Origin of the sequence: Streptomyces sp. NPDC048434, assembly GCF_043200375.1 — a bacterium.
In the GTDB taxonomy this organism is placed as follows: domain Bacteria; phylum Actinomycetota; class Actinomycetes; order Streptomycetales; family Streptomycetaceae; genus Streptomyces.
Genome location: NZ_JBICXQ010000008.1, coordinates 138,695 through 159,533 on the forward strand (window position 1 = coordinate 138,695; position 20,839 = coordinate 159,533).

18 protein-coding genes are annotated in these 20,839 nt (G+C 70.4%); 13 read left to right on the forward strand and 5 right to left on the reverse strand.

Annotated features, from left to right (window positions below; genetic code table 11):
• The first annotated feature begins 7 nt into the window (after positions 1-7).
• Genes ACGFWI_RS12080 through ACGFWI_RS12095 form a run of 4 tightly spaced genes read left to right on the forward strand, consistent with a single transcriptional unit; the run spans position 8 to position 4,255 of the window.
• Positions 8-1,363, forward strand: a complete 1,356-nt coding sequence (locus tag ACGFWI_RS12080; protein WP_393905842.1) for an LLM class flavin-dependent oxidoreductase — start codon at positions 8-10, stop codon at positions 1,361-1,363.
• Entirely contained in the window at positions 1,360-2,973 is a 1,614-nt protein-coding gene (locus ACGFWI_RS12085) for an FAD-binding protein (RefSeq protein WP_393905843.1), read from the forward strand. Before ACGFWI_RS12080 ends, ACGFWI_RS12085 begins: the two co-directional genes overlap by 4 nt.
• Positions 2,970-3,338 carry a 4Fe-4S dicluster domain-containing protein gene (locus ACGFWI_RS12090; RefSeq protein WP_393905844.1) on the forward strand — a complete coding sequence of 123 codons (369 nt, stop codon included), beginning with the start codon at positions 2,970-2,972 and terminating at the stop codon, positions 3,336-3,338. The genes ACGFWI_RS12085 and ACGFWI_RS12090 overlap by 4 nt, the downstream gene beginning before the upstream one ends.
• 14 nt (positions 3,339-3,352) lie before the next feature.
• Positions 3,353-4,255, forward strand: coding sequence for a TauD/TfdA dioxygenase family protein (locus ACGFWI_RS12095; protein WP_393905845.1), 903 nt, complete (start codon positions 3,353-3,355; stop codon positions 4,253-4,255).
• A 244-nt stretch (positions 4,256-4,499) separates the two neighbouring features.
• On the opposite strand, the gene gcvH is transcribed toward ACGFWI_RS12095, so the two are convergent.
• Positions 4,500-4,892, reverse strand: coding sequence for a glycine cleavage system protein GcvH (gene gcvH, locus ACGFWI_RS12100; protein WP_393905846.1), 393 nt, complete (start codon positions 4,890-4,892; stop codon positions 4,500-4,502).
• Between the two features lie 373 nt (positions 4,893-5,265).
• A complete protein-coding gene (locus ACGFWI_RS12105; protein ID WP_393905847.1) occupies positions 5,266-6,240 on the reverse strand; it encodes an Lrp/AsnC family transcriptional regulator in 975 nt (324 codons plus the stop codon).
• Positions 6,241-6,543: 303 nt separating this feature from the next.
• On the opposite strand from ACGFWI_RS12105, the gene ACGFWI_RS12110 reads away from it, so the two are divergent.
• From ACGFWI_RS12110 to ACGFWI_RS12125, 4 genes are all read left to right on the forward strand, one after another.
• Entirely contained in the window at positions 6,544-7,449 is a 906-nt protein-coding gene (locus tag ACGFWI_RS12110; protein WP_393905848.1) for an MBL fold metallo-hydrolase, read from the forward strand.
• A gap of 32 nt (positions 7,450-7,481) precedes the next feature.
• Complete coding sequence (locus ACGFWI_RS12115; RefSeq protein ID WP_393905849.1) at positions 7,482-9,044, forward strand: carboxylesterase/lipase family protein; 1,563 nt, start codon at positions 7,482-7,484, stop codon at positions 9,042-9,044.
• On the forward strand, positions 9,041-9,475 hold the full coding sequence (locus ACGFWI_RS12120) for a RidA family protein (RefSeq protein WP_393905850.1): 435 nt from the start codon (positions 9,041-9,043) through the stop codon (positions 9,473-9,475). Before ACGFWI_RS12115 ends, ACGFWI_RS12120 begins: the two co-directional genes overlap by 4 nt.
• Positions 9,476-10,502: 1,027 nt before the next feature.
• On the forward strand, positions 10,503-10,790 hold the full coding sequence (locus tag ACGFWI_RS12125) for a hypothetical protein (RefSeq protein ID WP_393905851.1): 288 nt from the start codon (positions 10,503-10,505) through the stop codon (positions 10,788-10,790).
• A 547-nt stretch (positions 10,791-11,337) separates the two neighbouring features.
• Here the strand turns inward: ACGFWI_RS12125 and ACGFWI_RS12130 are convergent.
• Positions 11,338-12,240 (reverse strand): serine hydrolase, encoded by a 903-nt coding sequence (locus ACGFWI_RS12130; protein WP_393905852.1) that lies wholly within the window; start codon positions 12,238-12,240, stop codon positions 11,338-11,340.
• Positions 12,237-13,139 (reverse strand): LysR family transcriptional regulator, encoded by a 903-nt coding sequence (locus ACGFWI_RS12135; protein ID WP_393905853.1) that lies wholly within the window; start codon positions 13,137-13,139, stop codon positions 12,237-12,239. Before ACGFWI_RS12135 ends, ACGFWI_RS12130 begins: the two co-directional genes overlap by 4 nt.
• A gap of 169 nt (positions 13,140-13,308) precedes the next feature.
• Between ACGFWI_RS12135 and bla the strand changes: the two genes are divergently transcribed.
• Together bla and ACGFWI_RS12145 are read left to right on the forward strand one after the other, a co-directional pair.
• Positions 13,309-14,235 carry a class A beta-lactamase gene (gene bla, locus ACGFWI_RS12140; protein WP_393905854.1) on the forward strand — a complete coding sequence of 309 codons (927 nt, stop codon included), beginning with the start codon at positions 13,309-13,311 and terminating at the stop codon, positions 14,233-14,235.
• A gap of 224 nt (positions 14,236-14,459) precedes the next feature.
• The gene (locus tag ACGFWI_RS12145) at positions 14,460-15,326 is read left to right on the forward strand and encodes a GyrI-like domain-containing protein (RefSeq protein ID WP_393905855.1); all 867 of its coding nucleotides are present in this window, start codon (positions 14,460-14,462) and stop codon (positions 15,324-15,326) included.
• Between the two features lie 93 nt (positions 15,327-15,419).
• Here ACGFWI_RS12145 and ACGFWI_RS12150 read toward each other — a convergent pair whose 3' ends face one another.
• Complete coding sequence (locus ACGFWI_RS12150) at positions 15,420-16,118, reverse strand: methyltransferase family protein (protein WP_393905856.1); 699 nt, start codon at positions 16,116-16,118, stop codon at positions 15,420-15,422.
• A 442-nt stretch (positions 16,119-16,560) separates the two neighbouring features.
• On the opposite strand from ACGFWI_RS12150, the gene ACGFWI_RS12155 reads away from it, so the two are divergent.
• The 3 genes from ACGFWI_RS12155 (at position 16,561) to ACGFWI_RS12165 (ending at position 20,512) form a co-directional block, all read left to right on the forward strand.
• The gene (locus ACGFWI_RS12155) at positions 16,561-17,973 is read left to right on the forward strand and encodes an amino acid permease (protein WP_393905857.1); all 1,413 of its coding nucleotides are present in this window, start codon (positions 16,561-16,563) and stop codon (positions 17,971-17,973) included.
• A gap of 163 nt (positions 17,974-18,136) precedes the next feature.
• Positions 18,137-18,628: an NUDIX hydrolase gene (locus ACGFWI_RS12160; protein WP_393905858.1), complete on the forward strand. Its 492-nt coding sequence runs from the start codon at positions 18,137-18,139 to the stop codon at positions 18,626-18,628.
• A 1,095-nt stretch (positions 18,629-19,723) separates the two neighbouring features.
• Positions 19,724-20,512 (forward strand): hypothetical protein, encoded by a 789-nt coding sequence (locus ACGFWI_RS12165; protein WP_393905859.1) that lies wholly within the window; start codon positions 19,724-19,726, stop codon positions 20,510-20,512.
• The last annotated feature ends 327 nt before the right edge of the window (positions 20,513-20,839 follow it).

Below are 20,839 nucleotides of genomic sequence, written 5' to 3' on the forward strand. Positions count from 1 at the left end.
AGCCCTCATGCCCGCACCCACCCAACGCCGGCTGCATCTCAACGCCTTCCTGATGAACGCCGGCCACCACGACGCCGCCTGGCGCCACCCCCGTACCCAGCCCGAACGCGTCACCGATCTGCGCTACTTCCAGCAGCTCGCACAGACCGCCGAGCGCGGCCGGCTCGACTCGATCTTCTTCGCCGACGGTCTGGCCCTGTGGGGGAAGGTCCGCCACAACGCCCTCGGTGGCTTCGAACCGCTCACCCTGCTGTCCGCCCTGGCCGCGGTCACCGAGCACATAGGCCTGATCGCGACCGTATCGACCACCTTCAACGAGCCGTTCCACACCGCCCGTAAATTCGCCTCGCTGGACCACATCAGCGGCGGCCGGGCCGGCTGGAACATCGTCACCTCCGGCACCGTGAACGAGGCCCGCAACTTCGGGCAGGACGAGCATCTGGAACACCGGCTGCGCTACGAGCGGGCGCGGGAGTTCGTCGAGGTCGCCACGAAGCTGTGGGACAGCTGGGAGGACGATGCGATCCTGCTCGACCGTGAGCGCGGCGTCTATGCCGACACCGACAAGGTGCGGGCGATCAACCACCGCGGGGTGTACTTCGGGGTGCAGGGCCCGCTGAACGTACCGCGCACCCCGCAGGGCCATCCGCTGCTGGTGCAGGCCGGTTCGTCGGAGGACGGCAGGGAGTTCGCCGCCGAGTACGCCGAGGCCGTCTTCACCGCCCAGCAGACGCTCGCCGACGGCCAGGCCTTCTACAAGGACGTCAAGTCCCGGCTGGCGCGCCACGGCCGGGCCGAGGACGACCTGAAGATCCTGCCCGGGATCTGCCCGGTCATCGGCTCGACCGAGGCCGAGGCCCGCGCGCTGGAGCAGGAGCTGACCGAGCTGCAGGTCCCCGAGTACGGGCTCGCCCAGCTGTCCGGGATGCTCGGCACCGATCTGACCGGGCTGCCGCTGGACGGGCCGCTGCCCGAGCTGCCCGAGGAGCGGGACATCAACGGGAACAAGAGCCGTTTCACACTCGTCGCCGAACTCGCCCGCCGCGACGGCCTCACCCTGCGTGAACTCATCGCCCGGCTCGGCGGCGGACGCGGTCACCGGGTCTTCGCCGGCACCCCGGAGCAGATCGCCGACCAGCTCCAGGAGTGGTTCACCCAAGGGGCCGCCGACGGCTTCAACATCATGGCGCCCCATCTGCCGGGCGGCCTGGAGGACTTCGTCGACCAGGTCGTGCCCCTCCTCCAGCGGCGCGGTCTGTTCCGTACCGAGTACACCGGCCGCACCCTGCGGGAACACTACGGCCTGTCCCGCCCGGTCAACCGGCTGGCCGCGGCCGCCTCGGGAGAGGGGCGGCCGGCATGACCGGACTCGACCTCACCACCGAGGTGCTGGTGGTCGGCGGCGGGCCCGCAGCCACCTGGGCCGCGCTCAAGGCGGCCCAGGCCGGGGCGGACGTCGTCCTCGCCGACAAGGGCTACTGCGGCACCAGCGGCGCCACCGCCTCGGGCGGCACGGGCGTCTGGTACGTCCCGCCGGAGCCGGCCGCCCGCCGGGCCGCCCTGGAAAGCCGGGAGGCGCTGGGCGGATATCTGGCCGACCGGCGCTGGAAGGAACGCGTACTGGACCAGACGTATGCCGGCATGAACGAGCTGGCCGCAGCGGGCCGTTACCCCTTCCCGGCCGGCCCGGACGGCAAGCCGCTCAGGAACGGGCTGCAGGGCCCGGAGTACATGCGCCGGATGCGGATCCGGGTCCAGCGGGCCGGCGTGCGGATCCTCGACCACAGTCCGGTCACCGAGCTGCTCACCGACCCGTTGGGCGCGGCCTCCGGAGCCAGCGGCCACCGGCGCCAGGCCGGGTACCCCTATCGCGTACGCGCCGGGGCGGTCGTCCTCGCCACCGGCGGCTGCGCGTTCCTCAGCGGCGCGCTGGGCTGCAACGTCAACACCGGGGACGGGGCGCTGTTCGCCGCCGAAGCCGGCGCTGAGCTGTCGGGGATGGAGTTCTCCAACGCGTACGGCATCGCACCCGAAGGCACCTCGGTCACCAAGAGCGCCTTCTACTCCTTCGCGACCTTCTACCACGAGGACGGCACGGTCCTGGAGGGCGCGGCGAGCCAGGGCGGCCGGTCGGTGATCGCCAAGGCGTTGCTCGGCGAGAAGGTGTACTGCCGCCTCGACCGGGCCGACGCGGCCGCCCGGCAGGCGATGCGGCTGGCCCAGCCGAACTTCTTCCTCACCTTCGACCGCCTGGGCGTCGACCCCTTCACCGAGCTCTTCGCCGTCACACTGCTCGCCGAGGGCACGGTGCGCGGCACCGGCGGCATCCGCATCACCGGCGACGACTGCGCCACCACCGTCCCCGGGCTGTACGCGGCCGGGGACGCCGCGACCCGTGAGCTGATCTGCGGTGGTTTCACCGGAGGCGGCAGTCACAACGCCGCGTGGGCCATCTCCTCCGGCACCTGGGCAGGCCGGGGCGCGGCCCGTCACGCCCGCTCCCTCGGCGCCCGCGCCGGCACCCGGCGCCTGACGGCCGCGGGCGGGGCCGGGCTCCGGCCGACCGGCACGCCGGGCCCGGCCGACGGCTTCCGACATGCCGTCACCGCGGTCCAGGGCGAAGTGCTGCCGTACGAGAAGAACTATCTGCGCCACGGCGACCGGCTCGCCGCCTCGCTGCACCTGCTCGACGGCGTCTGGCAGGAGCTGCGCGCCGCCGTCCGGGCCGATGGCGGGGATGCCGTACGGGCCCGGCAGGCCGCAGCGATGACCGCCCACGCGCGCTGGATGTACGCCTCGGCGCTGGCCCGCACCGAGACCCGCGGCATGGCCAAGCGCCTCGACTTCCCGGAACAGGACCCCGGGCAGCACCACCGCATCGTCAGCGGCGGCCTCGACCGGGTGTGGACCCGGCCCGAACCCCTGACGGCGGTGGTGACCTCACCGACCGCGCCACTGGAGGCGGCTTCGTGATCGAACTGGTCTCGGCGGAACGGTGTATCGCCTGCGACAAGTGCATCAAGGTCTGCCCCACCGACGTCTTCGACCGCGGTACGGACGGCATCCCGGTGCTCGCGCGCCGCTCCGACTGCCAGACCTGCTTCCAGTGCGAGGCGAACTGCCCGGCCGACGCCCTGTATGTCGCACCCCAGACCCGGCCCCTGCCCGACGATCCGGCGGTGCGCGATGAGGAGCACCTGAACCGTACGGGCCTCCTCGGCAGCTACCGCCGCGCCATCGGCTGGGGAGAAGGCCGCACCCCCGGCGCTCTGCGCGCCATCGGCCCGGCACTCAACCCGCCGGGCTCCCAAGCCACCTCACTACCCATCACCTCTTGAAGGGATCACCACCCATGTCCAGCAGCAGCACCAGCTTCGACATCCGCAGGATCGGGGGACGCATCGGCGCCGAGATCGTCGGCGTGGACCTCGGCGCCGGCCTCGACCCCGCCCTCGTCACCGAGATCAACTCCGCGCTCCTGGAACACAAGGCGCTGGTCTTCCGTCACCAGCAGCTCGACGACGCCGGCCAGCTCCGCTTCGCCTCCCTCTTCGGCGAGCTCACCACCGCGCACCCCACCGTCCCCTCCGTCGACGGGCAGCCCAACATCCTGCCGGTCGACGGCGACGAAGGCATCCGCGCCAACCGGTGGCACACCGATGTCACCTTCGTCCGCACTCCCCCGAAGGCGTCCACCCTGCGCAGCATCGTGGTCCCGCCCTACGGCGGCAACACACTCATCGCCAACACGGCCGCCGCGTACCAGGATCTGCCCGAGCCGCTGCGCGAGCTGGCCGACAAGCTGTGGGCGGTCCACACCAACGACTACGACTATGCCGCCCCGAAGAACGACAAGGCCGCCGAGCACCGCAAGAAGTTCGTCTCGCGGAAGTACCGCACCGCACACCCCGTGGTGCGCGTTCACCCCGAGTCCGGGGAGCGGGGGCTGTTCATCGGCGGCTTCGCCCAGAGCATCGTCGGCCTCGGCCCGTCCGATTCCCGCGATCTGCTGCGCCTGTTCCAGTCCTATGTCACCCGCCCCGAGAACATCGTGCGGGTGGCCTGGACTCCCGGCGACCTCGTCCTGTTCGACAACCGCATCACCCAGCACTACGCCCCCGACGACTACGGCGATCTGCCGCGTCTGCTGCACCGGGTGACCGTCGCCGGCGATGTACCGGCCGGCATCGACGGCAGGCTCAGCCACGCCATAGAAGGCGACGACGCCACCCACTACACACCCGCCGCTGCCTGAGTCCGTCCGCCGGGGCGGAAACCGGATCTCCGGTTTCCGCCCCGGCCGCATGCCGTCCACCGGACTGGAGCGTGATGGCCTCGTCCGGCAGCGGGCCCCGGGCCGTCAGTCGGTGCCTCGGCCGACGGGGCGAATGCCGGCCGACCACTTCTCCTCGATGCGGCCGAATTTCCATAGGGCGAGCAGGTCCAGGAACGGCGGCGCGCCGCGCGGCGACGCGCCGCCCAGCGGGCAGCCGAAGTGGCTACGCCGCCTCTTCCTTGATGTAGTCCTCGTACTCGGCGGCGGTCAGCAGGCCGTCGAGCTCCTTCGGGTCGGACATCGTGATCACCATCAGCCAGCCGTCCCCGTACGGGTCGGTGTTGACGTTCTCCGGCTCGTCGTTCAGCGCCTCGTTCCGCTTGGTGATCTTGCCGCTCACCGGCATATAGACCTCGGTCACGGCTTTGACCGACTCGATGCTCCCGAACGGCTCGCTCGCCGTGAGGTCATCGTCAGCGCTGGGAAGCTCCACGTAGACGATGTCACCGAGCTGCCGCTGCGCGAAGTCCGTGATGCCCGTGGTCACCTTCTTCCCCTCGACCCGGACCCACTCATGATCCTTGGTGTACTTGAGGTCCTGCACCACGTTCGTCACGTCGTCTCCTCTATGTCGTGGCTGCCAACCCTGATCACCATGCGGCCGGCAGAGCCGCTTGAGAGGTGACCCCGGGGGCAAAACGCCGGACCGGACAGAGGTCTTCGCCCGGGCGGGCGAGTCCCGCGGCTTTCGGGCGGCACGGGCGCGCCCACGCTCGCCGAGTATCCGAACGAACTGGCCGGATCGGGCCCGGTGCCACTGGAACCATGTGCCGAGAGCGCGACCTACCTGCGGATTCGACGGACCGAATTGCCCTCGGTTCCGGATGACGTCAACGGTATTCGGAGATCCCATTTCGCGTCGGCGTGAAACCGTTCGACGAGGTGCGTACTGAAGAGGACGGACGGGCGTTCAGGTTCCGCACCGGGGCTCAACGGCGGGCCGTCCAGTACCGCTTGAACACCTCCAGCTGGAGGGAGCACTCCAGGGAGGTGACTTCCTCGCTGCCCTCGAAACCGCCGGTGAGGAAGTCCGCGAGGTGCTCCTCGTCGCGAAAGACGCCTCCGTAGGTGAAGACCGAAGCGGCCGCCGTGAGCGCGAGGAATCGCGTCGCGGGGTGGTCCGCGAGGGAGGCGGCGAGGCGCTTCACGGCGCCCGGGCGGCAGCCGATGCTCAGCACCGCCTCGACCGCGTAGCCGATGTCCCGTGGATCGACCTCGACACGGGGACGCAACAGGCCGGAGTCGAGCAAGGCGGCGACGGTGCGGCGGGCGCGGGACTCGGTGATGCCGAGGGTGCGGGCAAGGGCGGAGAACGGCATCCGGGCGTCGTTGCGCAGTACGGCGACGGTGTCGCGTTCCAGGCCGCTCAGCGGGGTGTCACGCGGGTGGGCGGCAGGCCGGCTGGTGTTCTGCCCCGCGAGCGCGGCGATTTGATGGGACGTCAGGCGAGGGAGGCGCCAGGCCGACGTGCTGGTGAGCCGGCGCAACATCCACTCGGTGCGCAGGGTGCGGATTCCCGGCACCGCGGGCAGTTCGGTGGTGAGGGCGCGGGTCGTGTCGGCCCGGGTGGGGCCGTGCAGCATGCAGAAGACGTCTGCGGCTCCGGACGCGAGTGACACGAACGGGGTGTCGGCGCGCGCGGCGAGGGCTCGTGCCACCTCGGGTGCCCGCCCGGGTTCGGTGCCGATCCATACGGTGGCGGGCAGGCCTTCGGCCAGCAGCGACCACTCGATTTCGCAGATCACCCGCATCGCCCCGTCGTCAACGAGGCGTGCGTAGCGTCGGGCGACGGTGCGGGCCGAGCTGTCGAGGACGCGGGCCAGCACGTCGAAGGACGCCCGGGGAGCCGTCTGCAGTGCGGCGATCAAGTCGAGATCGATGTCGTCGATCACGGTGTCCTCCATGGCTCCTGGCGCCTCGCCTTCCGTAGCTCGCGTCGACTGTCGACCCTAGCCGAGCGCCTGCCGGAATCGGGCATCAGGAGGGGCCTTGCGCGGGGATACGGCATCGGCAGCACGGTCTGCGCCCGGACGCGACACTTCGGCGCCTGAATCCAGCATGCCACGTGTTAGGGTGCAGGAATTCGGCGCACACAGCATGCTGCGCGCATGAAAACGGCACGCACACCGCGTCCGCAGCCACCGCGCCTGCGGCAAGCGCGGCGGCCGCGTCCCGCATCTGCCACCACCCGCCCGCGAGGAGAACTCATGAATGCGATCGCCCTTGGAGACGTCTCGGTACTGCGGACGGTGGAGTACGAGGGCACGACCCGGCTGCCGGAGGAGATGTTCGGCGACATCCCGGGCGAGGTCTGGGAGGCCAACCGGCACTGGCTCGCCCCCGATTTCTGGGACGTGCGGACGGGACTACTGAGGTCGTGCGTGCAGACCTGGGTGCTGCGCAGCGCCGGCCGCACGATCCTGATCGACACCGGGGTGGGCGACGCCAAGGAACGTCCCGGCATGCCGGCCTTCCACCAGCTGAACACGGGATACCTCGCGCGCCTCGCGGCCGCCGGGGTGAGGCCGGAGGATGTCGACGTCGTGGTCAACACGCACCTCCATGCCGACCACGTCGGCTGGAACACCCGCCGGGTGGACGGGGAATGGGTGCCGACCTTCCCGAATGCCCAATATCTCTTCCCGCGTGCCGACCACGACTTCTGGAATCCGGCCAACCACCACACCCGCCGTATGGAAGCAGCCAACCGCAACGTCTTCGAGGACAGCGTCGAGCCGGTCGTCCGCGCCGGCCTGGCGACACTGTGGGACGACTCGTTCGTGATCGACGAGAACCTGACCCTGGCCCCGGCGCCCGGCCACACCCCGGGCTCCTGTGTCGTGCTCCTCTCCTCCGGTCAGGACCGTGCCGTCTTCGTGGGAGACCTGCTGCACAATCCGGTGCAGGTGGTGGAGCCCCACTGCAACAGCTGCTTCTGCGAGGACCCCGCCGGCGCACGCGACTCGCGCCAGCGGGTCCTCGGCGAGGCGGCCGACGCGGGGCGGATCGTCTTCCCCGCCCACCTGCGCGGTGAGCGACCGGGGATGCGGGTCGAACGGTCCGGCAGCCGGTTCGCCATCCGCTCATGGGCGTCGCTGGCGGCCACGGCATGACCGGCACTCACCGCGGCGCCAGCCACCGGGACATGACCCGCCGGAGCACCACGCAGCCGCGCGACGCAGGGCCCGGCCCCGTCGTGCGCACGACCGGCGGACGGGTACGCGGCCTGCACCAGGACGGCGTGCAGGTGTTCCACGGGATCCCCTATGCCGCCGCACCCGTCGGTGCGGCCCGCTTCGCGGCGCCGGGCGCCGCCCCCACCTGGCACGGTGTCCGTGACGCCACACGGCCCGGCCCCACCGCGCCGGCCCCGGCCCGCCAGGGATTCGCCGGCATGGACCTCAGCCCGGTCACCGGCCCGCCACCGATACCGGGCGACGCATACCTCAGCGTCACCGTGACCACGCCGGACCCGGGCGCGGGCGGACTGCCCGTGCTGGTCTTCGTGCACGGCGGAGGCTTCCTCTCCGGCACCGGCCAGGCAGCCCTCTACGACGGAGGACCGTTCGCACGCAGCGGAGTCGTCCTCGTCACCCTCAACTACCGTCTGGGCATCCCGGGTTGGCTCACGCTGCCCGGCGCCCCGGAGAACCGGGGCCTGCTCGACGTGATCGCCGCCCTGCGCTGGATGGCGGACAACGCCGCGGCCTTCGGCGGCGATCCGCACCGTGTGACGGTGGCGGGCCAGTCCGCGGGCGCGATGATCGTGGCCGCCCTCCTGGCCGCTCCCCCGGCCACCGGACTCTTCCGCCGGGCCATCAGCCAGAGCGGCAACGGCCTGTGCGCCGTACCGACCGGCCACAGCCTCGCGATCACTTACCAGATATGTGCGACGCTCGGCCTGCCGCCCCGCGTCGAGGCGTTCCACGGTGTGGACGACGCCCGTCTGGCCGCCGCCCTACAAGAGCTCCCGCCCACCGGTCCCGCACTCTCCGGCCACCTCGATCCGTCCCTGGGCAACAGCCCCTTCAAACCGGTGATCGACGGTGTCCTGCTGGAACAACAGCCCGCACTCGCCCTCCGCACAGCAGGCCAAGACGGCACGGGCCCGGTGCCGGCACGAGAGCTCCTGATCGGCACCAACGCGGACGAGGCCGCTCTCTACACCGTCCCCGGCGGCGCGGTCAGCTCGATGACCACCCGCACACTGGCCGCCACCGCGGCGCGGCGCTCCGCCCGGCCGGAGGACCTGCTGGCCCACTACCGCACCCGGCTCCCCGATGCCGGGCCGGGCGAGTTGGCGACCCGCCTGATGACCGATCTGTACCTCGCCGGCAGCCGGGCACTCGCGGACGCCCACAGCACGCTCCCGGGCACCCGGACCTTCGCCTACCACTTCACCTGGCGGTCCACCGCCTTCGACGGCCGGCTCGGCGCCTGCCACTGCGTCGAGCTGCCCTTCGTCTTCGACCGCACGGACCTCCCCGCGCTGCACGGCAAACACGCCCTCCTCGGCCCCGATCTGCCGGACCGTGGCGTGGCGGACCTCGCGGCCCGCACACACGCCGCCTGGGTCGCCTTCGCCACCCACGGCGACCCCGGCTGGCAGCCCTACGACACCGACCAGCAGGCCACCATGCACATCGACCACACCTGGCGCCTGCACCACGGCACCCCCACCTCGGCCACCACAGGAGAACCGGCATGACCCAGACCTCCCGCAACCACACGGCCGCCCCCGGCCCCGCCACAGGGAACGCGGACGCACCGCAGGCGCCACCGGCATTCCCACCCTCCGCACGCAGAGGCCCCGTTGTTCAGGTCTCGGGACAGGGCGCGCTCGACCCGGCGACCGGCGCCGTCCTGCACACGGGAGACGTCGCGGCACAGACGACGTGCGCGCTGGAGAACGTCCGTGCCGCGCTGGCGGCAGGTGGTGCCTCGCTCACGGACGTCGTGATGCTCCGGGTCCATCTGACGGAACGGGCGCACTACGCGGCGATGAACGAGGCCTACGGACGCTTCGTCAACCGCTACTTCGGCACCGGACCACGGCCGTGCCGCACCACCGTCATGGTCGGACTTCCGCTCGCCGGCATGCTGGTCGAAATCGATGCACAGGCGGTGGTCGGTTACTGAGCGCCGGTTTCCCGCCCGGCGTCGGCAGGAGTACGGAGCCGCTGCCGACGTGGTCGAGCGGGCTCCCCCACCCGCCGGACCCACCGTCATGAGTCGCAGGGCCAACGCTCCCGGCCCCGGGGCGTTCGGACATGGCGCTGGACGCTGGACGCTGGACGGGGCGAGCTTTCCACATGCTCATGAGCGATTCGCGCTATTCCGCTTCCCGCTTCCCGCTTCCCGCTTCCCGCAGGTGCTGGAGGGCGCAGCACAGCACAGGACATCTCACCGGCAGATCAGAGCACCGCTACCCCCGGCTCACCGGACGAGGAAGCGCTGCGACTGCTGTCCGTCGTGGGCACGCAGCGCATGGAGGTGCCCGGCTGAGCCTCGCGGACCTGTCCACGGGCACCGGCATGGTGGCCCTGCTCCCGCGCCTGCGCAGGTAGGACCGGTTGCGGCGGGACGTGCAGACGGTGTCGGCACGTACTCGGTCCGGGTGCTCGCGGGGTCTGCCGCGACCGACCCGGCGGCTCTTCCCGGAGGCCCCCTTTTCGCCGTGGACCCTGGACGAGGGCGACGGCGAACAGCGCGAAGGCGAGCACGACGACGCCCACGCGGACGTAGTCCGCTTTCGCGGCAGCCCCTGAAGCGTGCCGCAGAAGGCATGGCGCGGACCGCCTTGGTCGACTCCACCGCGCACCGGGCCCACCCGCACACCGCCGTCGCCCGCAAAAGGGAGATACGGGCGGGGACGGACCGCAAGATCCAAACCGCGCGCAGCCATGCCGACCGGCAAAACACCAGGCCGCCGTGCCCGCCACTCTCACCCGGCGCCGCCCCTCCACGCTTGCGTTTTGGGCTGCCTCAGGGGAGGTATAGGCTGCGGACAAGAGGTACAAATGCGGCATATTCGACATGCCTGTAGGGCGGCCACCGCTCAGTGGCCTGCCTAGGGGCAGCACCCGAACCTCTCGTTCTCGCCTGCTGTGGGGACATCTCATCGGGTGCGGCCGCCAGATTCCTAGCGCTAAGAAGGTGTGGACCTATGTCCACCAATCGTTTGAAGCGAGCCATCGCTCTGACCGCGGGAGGTCTCCTGCTCGCCGGTGGCGCCGCCGTCGCCACCGCCGGAACGGTTTCCGCTGCCCCGACGCATGCGCCGTCCAGCTACTCCAGCCACAACGGCGGCCATGACTGGGGCGACCATGACGGCTTCAACCGTGGCGGCCACGGCGACTACTTCGGCTTCGACCATGGCGGTTACTACGGCTATGGCGACTTCGGTTACGGCGACTTCGGCTACGGCGACTTCGGCTACGGCGGCGGCTACTGACCATCGCTTCCTGACCGCCCAAGCATGCAGGTGCCCTGGAGCTCGCCTCCAGGGCACCACGCCGTTTGCACCTCTCCCTCGCCACGAGGGTGATGACACAGCCGATGCGGTACGTTCCGGCGCCGCCGCCGTCATTACCCACCCCCGGACAGTCGTGCAGCATCACCTTCGCCGCGCGCACCCCTCGTAGCCGCGGCCGGCGAAGACACGCCTGGGTCGTCGGCGGGGGCGTCCTCGGGTGCCACGGGTGTGCGGGATCATGTCCAGCAGCCCTGCCTTGCGCAGCTCGCCCAGGAGGACCTCGCCCAGGAGTACCTGGTGCAGATATGACCAGACTCCCGCCTCGGTCCAGTCGCGCAACTGCTGCGCGGCATGCGCGAAGTGGTCGGGCTGGCCGGGGACCTCGGCGTCCGGGCACCGCCGCCAGGCGCGATACGCGCCGACCTCACCTCGGCCTCCTCCAACTCGCTTGCAGCATCATCCGCTTACTGCAGCATCATCTGCTTACGACGCCTTCGAACCTCATTCAGAACGATCAGTCAGGGCCCTAAAGCTGCCGCAGGTAATCGCGGAGTGTGCGGGCGACCTGTGCCATGACGGCATCGGCATCGGGTTGGGTGCCGGCAGGTACGAGTGACTCGGTGAGGACGGCGATAGCGAAGGCCTGGCCGTCGGAGTGCTCGACGACACCGATTTCGTGCCGGAGGTTGAGGAGGGTGCCGGTCTTGGAGGACCAAGTGGAGGCGTCGGAGCTGAAGTCCGGGGCGAGTCGGTGCCGCAGCAGGTTGTCGGCCATGAGGCTGCGCACGCGCCCGGCCACCTCCGGGTGGATCGCCGACGGTGTCCACAGGGCCTGCAGCAGCTCGACGTACGAGCGCGCGCTGCCGGTGTTCGCGCGGGTCACGTCGAGCTGCGGCACCCGGTGTCCGCGGCCGCTGGTGCCGGCGTCTATGGCGAGAGCGTGGGCGAGGTGTACCTCTGCGGCATCGAAGCGTTCCACGGGGGTGTCGGTCAGCTCTCGGATGGTGTGCCGGACGGAGATGCCCTGGAGGCCGAGCTCTCGCAGGATGCCGGCCACCTGAGCGGGCGGGGTGAGTGCGAACAGCGCGTCGGCGGCCGTCCCGTCGCTCACGCCGGTGCTCAGGTAGAGCAGGTCGTCGACCGCGATGTGGGCGGGATGGCGGAACCGGCTCAGCCCGGTCGAACCGGGCGAGGTGAGGCGCCCGGGTTCCACCGTGAGCATCGTCGATCCGTTGATCTCGCCCCGCCGGATGCGCTCCACGGTCGCCAGTGCCAGTGGGACCTTCACCAGGGAAGCGGCGGGCAGTTGGGTGTCCGGCTCGATGCCCAGTTCCTCTCCCGTATGCAGGTCACGTACGAGAAGGCAACCGTGCAGGCCGCCGTCGCACAGTCGTTGGCGCATCTCGCGAAGCAGTGCCTCCGTGCTCACGTCAGCACCGCACCCTCCGTACCCACGCCCTCGTCGGCGCCGAGGCAGCGGGCGATGTCCTCGCCCAGACGCGCGCGGATGTGGTCCGGGTTGCCGGCCGCGGCTGCGGCCAGGACGAACCCCCGGGTGAGGGTGATCTCGCCGATGGGGCACCAGCACAGTGCGAGTTCCTCGGCCTGTGCGGGTGAGCACAGCAGCACATCGCGCGAGCACAATGCCTCTGCCGCAGCGGTCGTGTGGTCGGCCGCGACAGCGAGCTGGGCGGGCCGCAGGCCAACGGCGTCACGCAGCCGCGTCAGCGGGTCACGGATGTGCGGCACATCGTCCTCCGGCTGGATCCAGATACGGCGGGGCCGGCCGAGTGAGGCACGCCCCATGCGAAGTGTCTCGACGTAGAGGCGCTTCACTCCGGGATCCTGCGCGCCGGCAAGTCCGAGCGGAACGGACCATGTCGCCTCGTCCCGCGGCACGGCGAGCAATGCGGCACGCACCTGCTGGGAGTGGAGGAGCTCCGTCCGCTCCGCCGGCGCCGCGGCGCGGAGATCGAGGGTGACACCGTGACCTCGTGCATCGGCGATGAGGCGGGCGAGACGTGCCGTGGAGCAGATGTCGGGAACCGCGAGCCGCCAGGGCTTGAGCTTGGCCACCTCGGCCTCGTGGTGCAGCACATCGGCCGCGAGTACGAGCCGTCTGGCTGCCGGCAGCATGTCCCGGCCGAATGGGGTGAGAACGGCCCGCCGCGACGTCCGTTCGAACAATGGTTCACCGAAGCGTTCCTCAAGGGCGGCGACGCGACGGCTCGCCACCGACTGCGACATTCGCGCAGCAGCCGCTCCGACGGTGAAACTGCCGCGCTCGCTCACGCTGACAAAGGCACGACACGCTCCCACCAGATCCACGGCACGCACCCTATGCCATTTCGGCATGGAAACGCCCATGAGCGCATTGGACTGCATAGACGCTGGAACGCGAGGGTGATCACGGAAGCCGGGCCACCTCCCGCAGGGGCCGGCCACGACCCCTACCCCCGTACGCGCCGCGTGCCGGGGAGTCCCTGGAGGCATTGACATGCAATACACCCGAGCCCGGCGCCTCGTTCTTGCGGCGCTTGCCGCACTCGGCCTCGTGCCGCTCGCAGCCTGCGGCCACGGCGGCGCCCCGGTCTCTTCGTCTCCGTCCACGGAAGCGGCCCGCTCCGGCGCGGAACCGAAGTCTTCCGCCCGCGCATTCAAGGAACTTGAGCGCAAGTTCGATGCGCGGCTCGGCGTCTACGCCGTCAATACCGGCACCGGGCGCGAGGTCACCTACCACGACGGTCAACGCTTCGCCTATGCCTCCACCTTCAAGGCCCTGGCAGCCGGTGCCGTGCTGCGAAAGTACTCACTGCACGGAATGGACAAGGTGATCAAATACTCCCGCGGCGATCTGGTCTCCTACTCCCCCGTGACCGAAAAGCACGTCGGCACCGGGATGAGCCTGCGTGAGCTGTGTGACGCCGCCGTCCGCTACAGCGACAACACGGCGGCCAATCTGCTGTTCGACGCGATCGGCGGGCCCAAGGGCCTGGACGCCGTACTCGAAGAGCTGGGTGACGACGTCACACGGATGGACCGCCGCGAGCCACAGCTGAACCAGTGGTCACCGCGCGACACACGTGACACGAGCACACCCAGGGCGCTCGCCAAGGACCTTCGCGCATTCGTTCTCGGCAACGTCCTCCCTCAGCGCGAACGCGCGCAGCTCGCGAAGTGGCTGCAGACCAACACCACCGGAGCGGAACTCATCAAGGCCGGGATGCCCCACGACTGGGTTGTCGGCGACAAGACCGGAGCCGGCAGCACCTACGGCACCCGCAACGACATCGCGGTGGTGTGGCCACCCCACGCCGCCCCCATCGTCGTGGTGATCACGTCGAACCGCGGCAGCAAAGACGCGGACTACGACAACGCCCTGATCTCGAAAGCGGCATCGGTGGTCGCTGAGACGCTGTCGTAGCTGTCATAGCTGTCGTAGCTGTCGTTGACCCTCTCCACGGCTGTCCGCAGTCCCTCGTGACCCCCGTGGTCCCGAGGCCCGGCCGCCTGTTTGAGGTGTGATTGCCGTGCCGGGCGGTGTGCCGGCAGCGCGCTCGCCGTACCCGACCGCTTCGGGCACAGGATGTCGGGTCCGGCAGGGTGGGGCCTTCCTAACGTGAGTGAACGAAAGGGAAGGAGACCGGGATGCTGGAGCGGCTGAACCGGGCCATGGAGCACATCGAGTCGCGCCTCGACCAGCCGATCGACGTGGTCGAACTCGCGCACATCGCGGTGACGTCGGAGTACCACCTCCGTCGACTGTTCTCAGCGCTGGCAGGCCTCCCGCTGTCGGAGTACATCCGCCGCAGACGGCTGACCGTGGCGGGCGCCGAGGTGCTCGCCGGTGAACGGACACTGCTGGACGTCGCGATGCGCTACGGCTACAGCTCCGGAGAAGCCTTTGCGCGGGCGTTCCGCGCCGTCCACGGCGTGGGTCCGGGCGAGGCCCGGCGGACCGGTGCGGCTTTGCACTCCCAGCCTCGGATGTCCTTCCGGCTCATCGTCGAAGGGAACAGCAGCATGCGATACAGGATCGTGGACAAGGACGAGTTCCGTGTGGTCGGCAAGAAGGCCCGCGTCCCGCTCGTTCACGAGGGGACCAACCCCGCGATCGCCGAGTTCGTCCGGGGCATCGGCCCGGAGACGCTGGGGCGTATCACGGCACTGTCCGACCAGGAGCCGACGGGGATCGTCGCGGTGAGCGACAACCTCGATCCGAGCCGGGCGGAGGGGACCGAACTCGACTACTACCACGGCGTGGTGACACGCGCGGACGCTCCCGGGGATATGGACGTCCTTGCCGTCCCCGCGGGGACCTGGGCCGTCTTCGAGAACTCCGGCCCGTTTCCGCGTGCGCTGCAGTACCTGTGGCGGGACGTGTTCACGCAGTGGTTCCCGTCGAACCCGTACCAGAGCAGGCCGGGGCCCGAGATCCTGCAGGTGAGCCTGTCGCAGGACGGGGAGCAGGCGGACGCGGGGCTGTGGATTCCCGTGGAGCGTTCCGCCGCCTGAGCGGGCACCACACGGCGACCCGGGATCGGGCCCGGGTCGCCGCAGGGTGAAGATGCCGGCCGACGGCATCGAGCGGTCTGCGGAAGTCGCAGGTCAGGCGTTCTCGTTCGCCCCGGCGGCTTCCCCGGGTGGCGGCTTCGACCCCGGGCTGTCGCTGCGCGCTGTCGCCACGGCGGGGCCGCCCCGGGCGGGACGCGTCCACGGGATCAGCGCCGGGACGCGTGCGCGGTAGGCCTCGTAGGAAGCACCGAACTGACCGGCCATCAGGCCGTCCTCGATCCGGACCCGGCGTAGCAGCCAGGGGACGGCAACCACCAGAAAGGCCAGCCAGACGCCGAAGCCGCAGGCCAGCATGCCGCCGACGAGCAGGCCGAGGAGGCCGGTGTAGATGGGGTGGCGGACCAGCCGGTAGGGACCGTCGGTTCGCAGCTCGTGGCGCTCGTGGACCATCGGGACGCCGGCCCACATCGTGCCCAGAACCCAGCGGGCCCACAGCAGCAAGGCGGTGGAGACGACGGCGAGCAGGGCACCCAGCAGCGCGAGCTCAGGCTGCCAGTACTGGAAGTGGCGCCAGAGGGACGGCGGAGCGTGCCTGACCAGCGTGAAGAACACGGAGGCGGCCACGATCAGCAGAACCCGGCGGAGCATGGTGCGACGCAGTCCACGCAGCCAGCCGCCCAGACCGGCCTGGCTCTTCACACCGAAGTAGACAGCACCCACGATCCAGGCCACGAGAAAGATCACGACACAGACGCCGGAGAGAGCAACAACTACGGAATGAAGAGAGTCCATGCCCCCACACTGCTCCGCGTGTGGAGCGGGTCACCACCACCCACGGGTTGATTCAGAGTCTCCACCCACGGGCCGAGACCGCCGTCACACCCCGGCACGGCGGTGAGGACCGAGCCGCCGTCCGGACCGAGCCTCGTGCCACCGGCACAACGAGCCCGTGCGGCAGCCGTGGTGGCCGCGAAGGCGCCGAACGTCACCGCTCTGTACGGAGGTTCGGCGCAACGAGCAGGTGGGAGACGTCCCTCCGGCGCCCACGCGATCGCCAGCCACACGACTGCCGGGACCGCACGCACGATCCACCACAAGGCCCTTCAAAGCGTGTCCAACCCCTCACTACGAGTGAGCGAAATATCCGAATAGCGGGCGTTCGCCTCACACCCGCAACGTGCCCCCCAAACTCGTGAGGCTCACCGAACGTCTCGCTTAATGAACAGGTACGACCATGAGTCGGACAAACACCCAGTCGCCTCAGGGCTCCCCGCAGGCCGTGCAGGACTCCGCGCCCGCGTTGTCGCACGGCCTCAAGCAGCGCCATCTGTCGATGATCGCGCTCGGCGGGGTCATCGGCGCGGGGCTCTTCGTGGGCTCCGGGGTCGGCATCGCCGCGGCGGGGCCGGCAATCGTCCTCCTCTTCGCGGGTACCGGCGCGCTGGTCATGCTGATCATGCGGATGCTCGGCGAGATGTCCGCGGCCCGGCCCTCCACCGGCTCCTTCTCGGTGCATGCCGAGGAGGAACTCGGCTCCTGGGCCGGGGCCACCTCGGGCTGGATGTACTGGCTGATGCTCTGCGCCGGCGTGGCCGCCGAGGCCACCGCGGCAGGCGCCATCATGCACACCTGGGTGTCGTTCCTCCCTGCCTACGGCTGGGTGGCAGTCTTCATGGTGTTCTTCTGCGTCAGCAATCTGACCGCGGTCAAGAACTTCGGCGAGTTCGAGTTCTGGTTCGCCGCCGTCAAGGTCACCATGATTGTCGCCTTTCTGGTGCTGGGCGTGCTCGGCATTCTCGGGGTGTTCGGCAGCGCGCCCGGCACAAGCCATCTCACCGGCCACGGCGGCTTCTTCCCGACCGGCGCCGCCGGACTCGCCGCCGGGCTGCTGACCACCATTTCGGGGTTCGCCGGGCTGGAGACCGTCACCATCGCGGCGGCGGAGTCCGACCGGCCGAGCCGGAACGTGGCCCGTGCCGTCCGTACTGCCGTCTGGCGCATCGCCGTTTTCTACATCGGCTCCATGGCCGTGGTCGTCACCCTGGTGCCGTGGAACGACCCGAAGGTCGCCGCGGACGGCCCGTACGTCACCGTGCTCGACAGGCTCGGCATCCCGGGAGCCGGCACGATCATGCAGATCGTGGTGCTGGTGGCGCTGCTCTCCGCCATGAACGCGAACATCTACGGCTCATCGCGCATGGCGTACTCGCTCGTCAACCGGGGCCAGGGCCCGCGTTTCCTGAGCAGGGTCACCCGAGGCGTACCGGCGGCGGCGGTGCTGGCGTCCTGTGTGTTCGGCTTCGCGGCCGTGATCGCCGGGATCGTCTGGCCGACCACCGTGTTCGCATGGCTGCTGAACATCGCGGGCTGCTCGGTGCTGGTCGTCTGGTCCGTCGTCTGCCTCACCCAGCTGAAGATGCGCCGTCGCCTGGAGCGCGAGGCACCCGAGCTGCTCTCGGTGCGGATGTGGGGCTTCCCCTATCTCACCTGGCTGGCGTTCGCCGCCATCCTCGGCGTCTTCGCCGTCATGGCCGCCACCGCGGACGGCCGTCATCAGCTCGCCGCCACGGCCGTCGTGGCAGCGGCCCTGGCGGGCGCAGGCCATTTCGCGCAGCGCCGCAACCGACGGGCTGCCGTCACCCGCTGAGGCGTCGTTTCTGATGGTGGTGCACGGCGGAGAACTCTGCAGTTCCCGCCGGCCCTGCCGCTACGCGTGAGGCACCGGAACCCCTGTCGGCGAAGTCGCTTGGCCTCGTGGCCCGTCATGAACACAGGTGTCCGGCACGACGGGCCGGGGGAAGGATCGCTGGGTGCCCGATCCTTCGGCCCAGCCACTTGCTTCCGACGCCCGCGGCAACCTCCTGGCCTCCTTCACGCCCGGCGTCGAAGGTACGCCGCCTGGCGATGCCCCGATGCCCATGGCCCTGACGGCCCTGTGGCACGGGGACAAGGTCCTCATGGTCTACGACCGGTTCCGGGAGAACTGGGAACTGCCGGGCGGCATGATCGAACCGGGTGAGAGTCCTCGTCAGGCGGCCGTGCGCGAGCTATTCGAGGAGAGCGGGCAGGAGCCGGACGGTCCGCTGCGGTTCGTCGGCTATCCCGGCTTCTTGCTGGGAGCCGCGCAACATGCCGAATACGGTGCTCTGTTCACCGGCAACGCCCTCGGGCTCCGCGGTTTCGAGGCCAACGACGAGATCGCGTCCCTCTGCTGGTGGGACCTGAGTACGTCCCTGCCCGGCCGGGTCGCCCACCTCGATGTGTACCTCGCCCGGCTCAGCCGGGCCACGGTCTCCGACTGAGTTCGTCGTTTCACCGCGTGGTCCGCGGCGAGAGCCACGGCCCTCGTCCCGACCGAGAGCCACGACCCTCGGTCGGGCGGTCGCCATATGGGGAAGCGGACCGGCCAGGAGGGCCGGCGGGCCGTACCTGTAACGGCCGGTCCGGACAGCACGCGTTCCAGGGCCTCCCCTCCGGTGTCCCGGTCGCGTTCGGCGGCTTCGGCACGGCCGCCGCCGCGCGGGCCGTGCCCGAAGGTTCCGCGGGGAGACCGCCGATGCCGTTCTGAGGGGGTCCACGACCCGGTAGAACGGCGTTCTCAGCCTGTCGTGCTCGTTGGCGACGACAAGCACCCGGACGCGCAGCACGGCGAGCACCAGGAAGTGCAGCAGCCGGTCCAGCGCGATCAGCCGCAGCACGTACCGGTCCCGCAAGGGCTTGCCGCGCAGCGGAAGGATGCTCTCGCCACGCCCCGGCGGGAAGCCCCGGCCGAGGTGCCGCGGCGGCCACATCGACAGCCAGGCGTCACAGCGCGGACAGGGGTGCCGGCGCGGTCCGTCCCCCGGCTCGCGTACCAGCAGTGCGTCCTCGGCCCGCACGCGGACGGCATCGGTGCCGACCAGATGCTCGGGGTCTTCCCAAGGCTCCCCATTGAAGGCACCTGACCTGGGATGATGCCGGTCGGTGGCCCTGCTGCGCGAGTCACTCGCCGCTCGCCCGACTTGCGGTCGTACCTCCCGCCTCCTCACGCCGGGCTCCGGCTCCTGCTCCTGCTCCTGCTCCTGCTCCTGACCAGCGGAATCGCACGTCACGACCGCGCCGGCGCCGAGCCGGTCGCTCCGCTCCACCCGATTCGTGGCCGACGTGGACGTGTGCAAAGTCCTCCGAGCACCCCTAGTAAGGGTGCCGAGTTCATGAAGGTCCGCACCGGCCCGGACGAACGCGGACCGGCTCGACGAGCGCTGAAGCAGCCCGCCGGAGCGGATCGGCCGCACCACAGGTCGGCTCCCCACACCCCGTACTGGGCTGCGTCACGCGAGAGTCACGCCGGATCAACGCCTCGGTCATGCCGGAGCCTCCAGGCTGAGGGGGACCCACGGCCCTCTAGAGGAGGCATCATGACTAACATCCGGAAGCGCATTCCCCACGTGATCGGCGCGTCTGTCCTCGCCGTGACGCTCACCGGAACAGTGGGTGCGATCAGCGCCATGGGCGCTGATACAGCGCCCACAAAGGCTGCGACACAAACATCGGGCCAGGCGCCTGACGTGCGCTGCTTGTCGTTCCACTTCGACAAGCAGACCGGAAAGCTCGTCAAATTCCCGCCGAACTGCACGCTGCGCCGCCTGGGCGGTGGAACCACCGGAGCCACCACAACAGGAGCCACCATCGGCGGACGCACCGGTGGTTCCACGACCGGTGCCACCACAACTGGCGCGACCACCACCACGACCGGCGCCAGCAGCACGACCGGCGCCACCACCACCGGCGCCACCACCACCACGACCGGCGCCAGCAGCACGACCGGCGCCACCACCACCGGCGCCACCACTGGCGGAGGCGGCGGCACCACCGGCGCCACCAGCACCGGCGCCACCATCGGCGGAGGCGGCGGCGGTACCACCGGCGCCACCACGACCGGCGCGACCATCGGCGGAGGCGGCGGCGGCACGACCGGCGCCACCACGACCGGCGCGACCATCGGCGGAGGCGGCGGCGGCACGACCGGCGCCACCACGACCGGCGCGACCATCGGCGGAGGCGTAGGCGGCACGACCGGCGCCACCAGCACCGGCGCCACCACTGGCGGCGGCGGCACGACCGGCGCCACCAGCACCGGCGCCACCATCGGCGGACTCGTAGGCGGCACCACCGGCGCCACCACCACCGGCGCCACCACCGGCTGAAGCGAAGAGCCACTCACTGTGCAGAGTTCTCGGCTCATGCCGCTGGGCGGAGGAAATCCCCCCGCCCTGGCATGCGCTGTCCACAGCTGATCTCAACCCGCCTGGTCCCTCCGGCGGTTCGTCCCCCCACGGGCCGATTCGCCGGAGGGACGTTCGGCGTTGCCTACAGATGACGACCTGCGGATGACGATCTGCGGATGACGAACCTGCGGATGACGACCCGCGGATGGCGAGGAACGAGCGGTGCTGGCGATTCTTGAAAATCGCAGCCGGACCCCGGACCGGTAGGCCGGCTGCCAGGCCGCCCGGTCATGCGGGTCGTGGCCG

Bases quoted from the DNA above. Each gene is read 5' to 3' on its own strand.
- ACGFWI_RS12125 (WP_393905851.1), top strand. From the start codon at position 10,503: ATGTCCACCAATCGTTTGAAGCGAGCCATCGCTCTGACCGCGGGAGGT.
- ACGFWI_RS12145 (WP_393905855.1), top strand. From the start codon at position 14,460: ATGCTGGAGCGGCTGAACCGGGCCATGGAGCACATCGAGTCGCGCCTC.
- ACGFWI_RS12120 (WP_393905850.1), top strand. From the start codon at position 9,041: ATGACCCAGACCTCCCGCAACCACACGGCCGCCCCCGGCCCCGCCACA.
- ACGFWI_RS12095 (WP_393905845.1), top strand. From the start codon at position 3,353: ATGTCCAGCAGCAGCACCAGCTTCGACATCCGCAGGATCGGGGGACGC.
- bla (WP_393905854.1), top strand. From the start codon at position 13,309: ATGCAATACACCCGAGCCCGGCGCCTCGTTCTTGCGGCGCTTGCCGCA.
- ACGFWI_RS12105 (WP_393905847.1), bottom strand. From the start codon at position 6,240: ATGGAGGACACCGTGATCGACGACATCGATCTCGACTTGATCGCCGCA.
- ACGFWI_RS12080 (WP_393905842.1), top strand. From the start codon at position 8: ATGCCCGCACCCACCCAACGCCGGCTGCATCTCAACGCCTTCCTGATG.
- ACGFWI_RS12150 (WP_393905856.1), bottom strand. From the start codon at position 16,118: ATGGACTCTCTTCATTCCGTAGTTGTTGCTCTCTCCGGCGTCTGTGTC.
- ACGFWI_RS12165 (WP_393905859.1), top strand. From the start codon at position 19,724: ATGACTAACATCCGGAAGCGCATTCCCCACGTGATCGGCGCGTCTGTC.
- ACGFWI_RS12085 (WP_393905843.1), top strand. From the start codon at position 1,360: ATGACCGGACTCGACCTCACCACCGAGGTGCTGGTGGTCGGCGGCGGG.
- ACGFWI_RS12115 (WP_393905849.1), top strand. From the start codon at position 7,482: ATGACCCGCCGGAGCACCACGCAGCCGCGCGACGCAGGGCCCGGCCCC.
- ACGFWI_RS12155 (WP_393905857.1), top strand. From the start codon at position 16,561: ATGAGTCGGACAAACACCCAGTCGCCTCAGGGCTCCCCGCAGGCCGTG.
- ACGFWI_RS12110 (WP_393905848.1), top strand. From the start codon at position 6,544: ATGAATGCGATCGCCCTTGGAGACGTCTCGGTACTGCGGACGGTGGAG.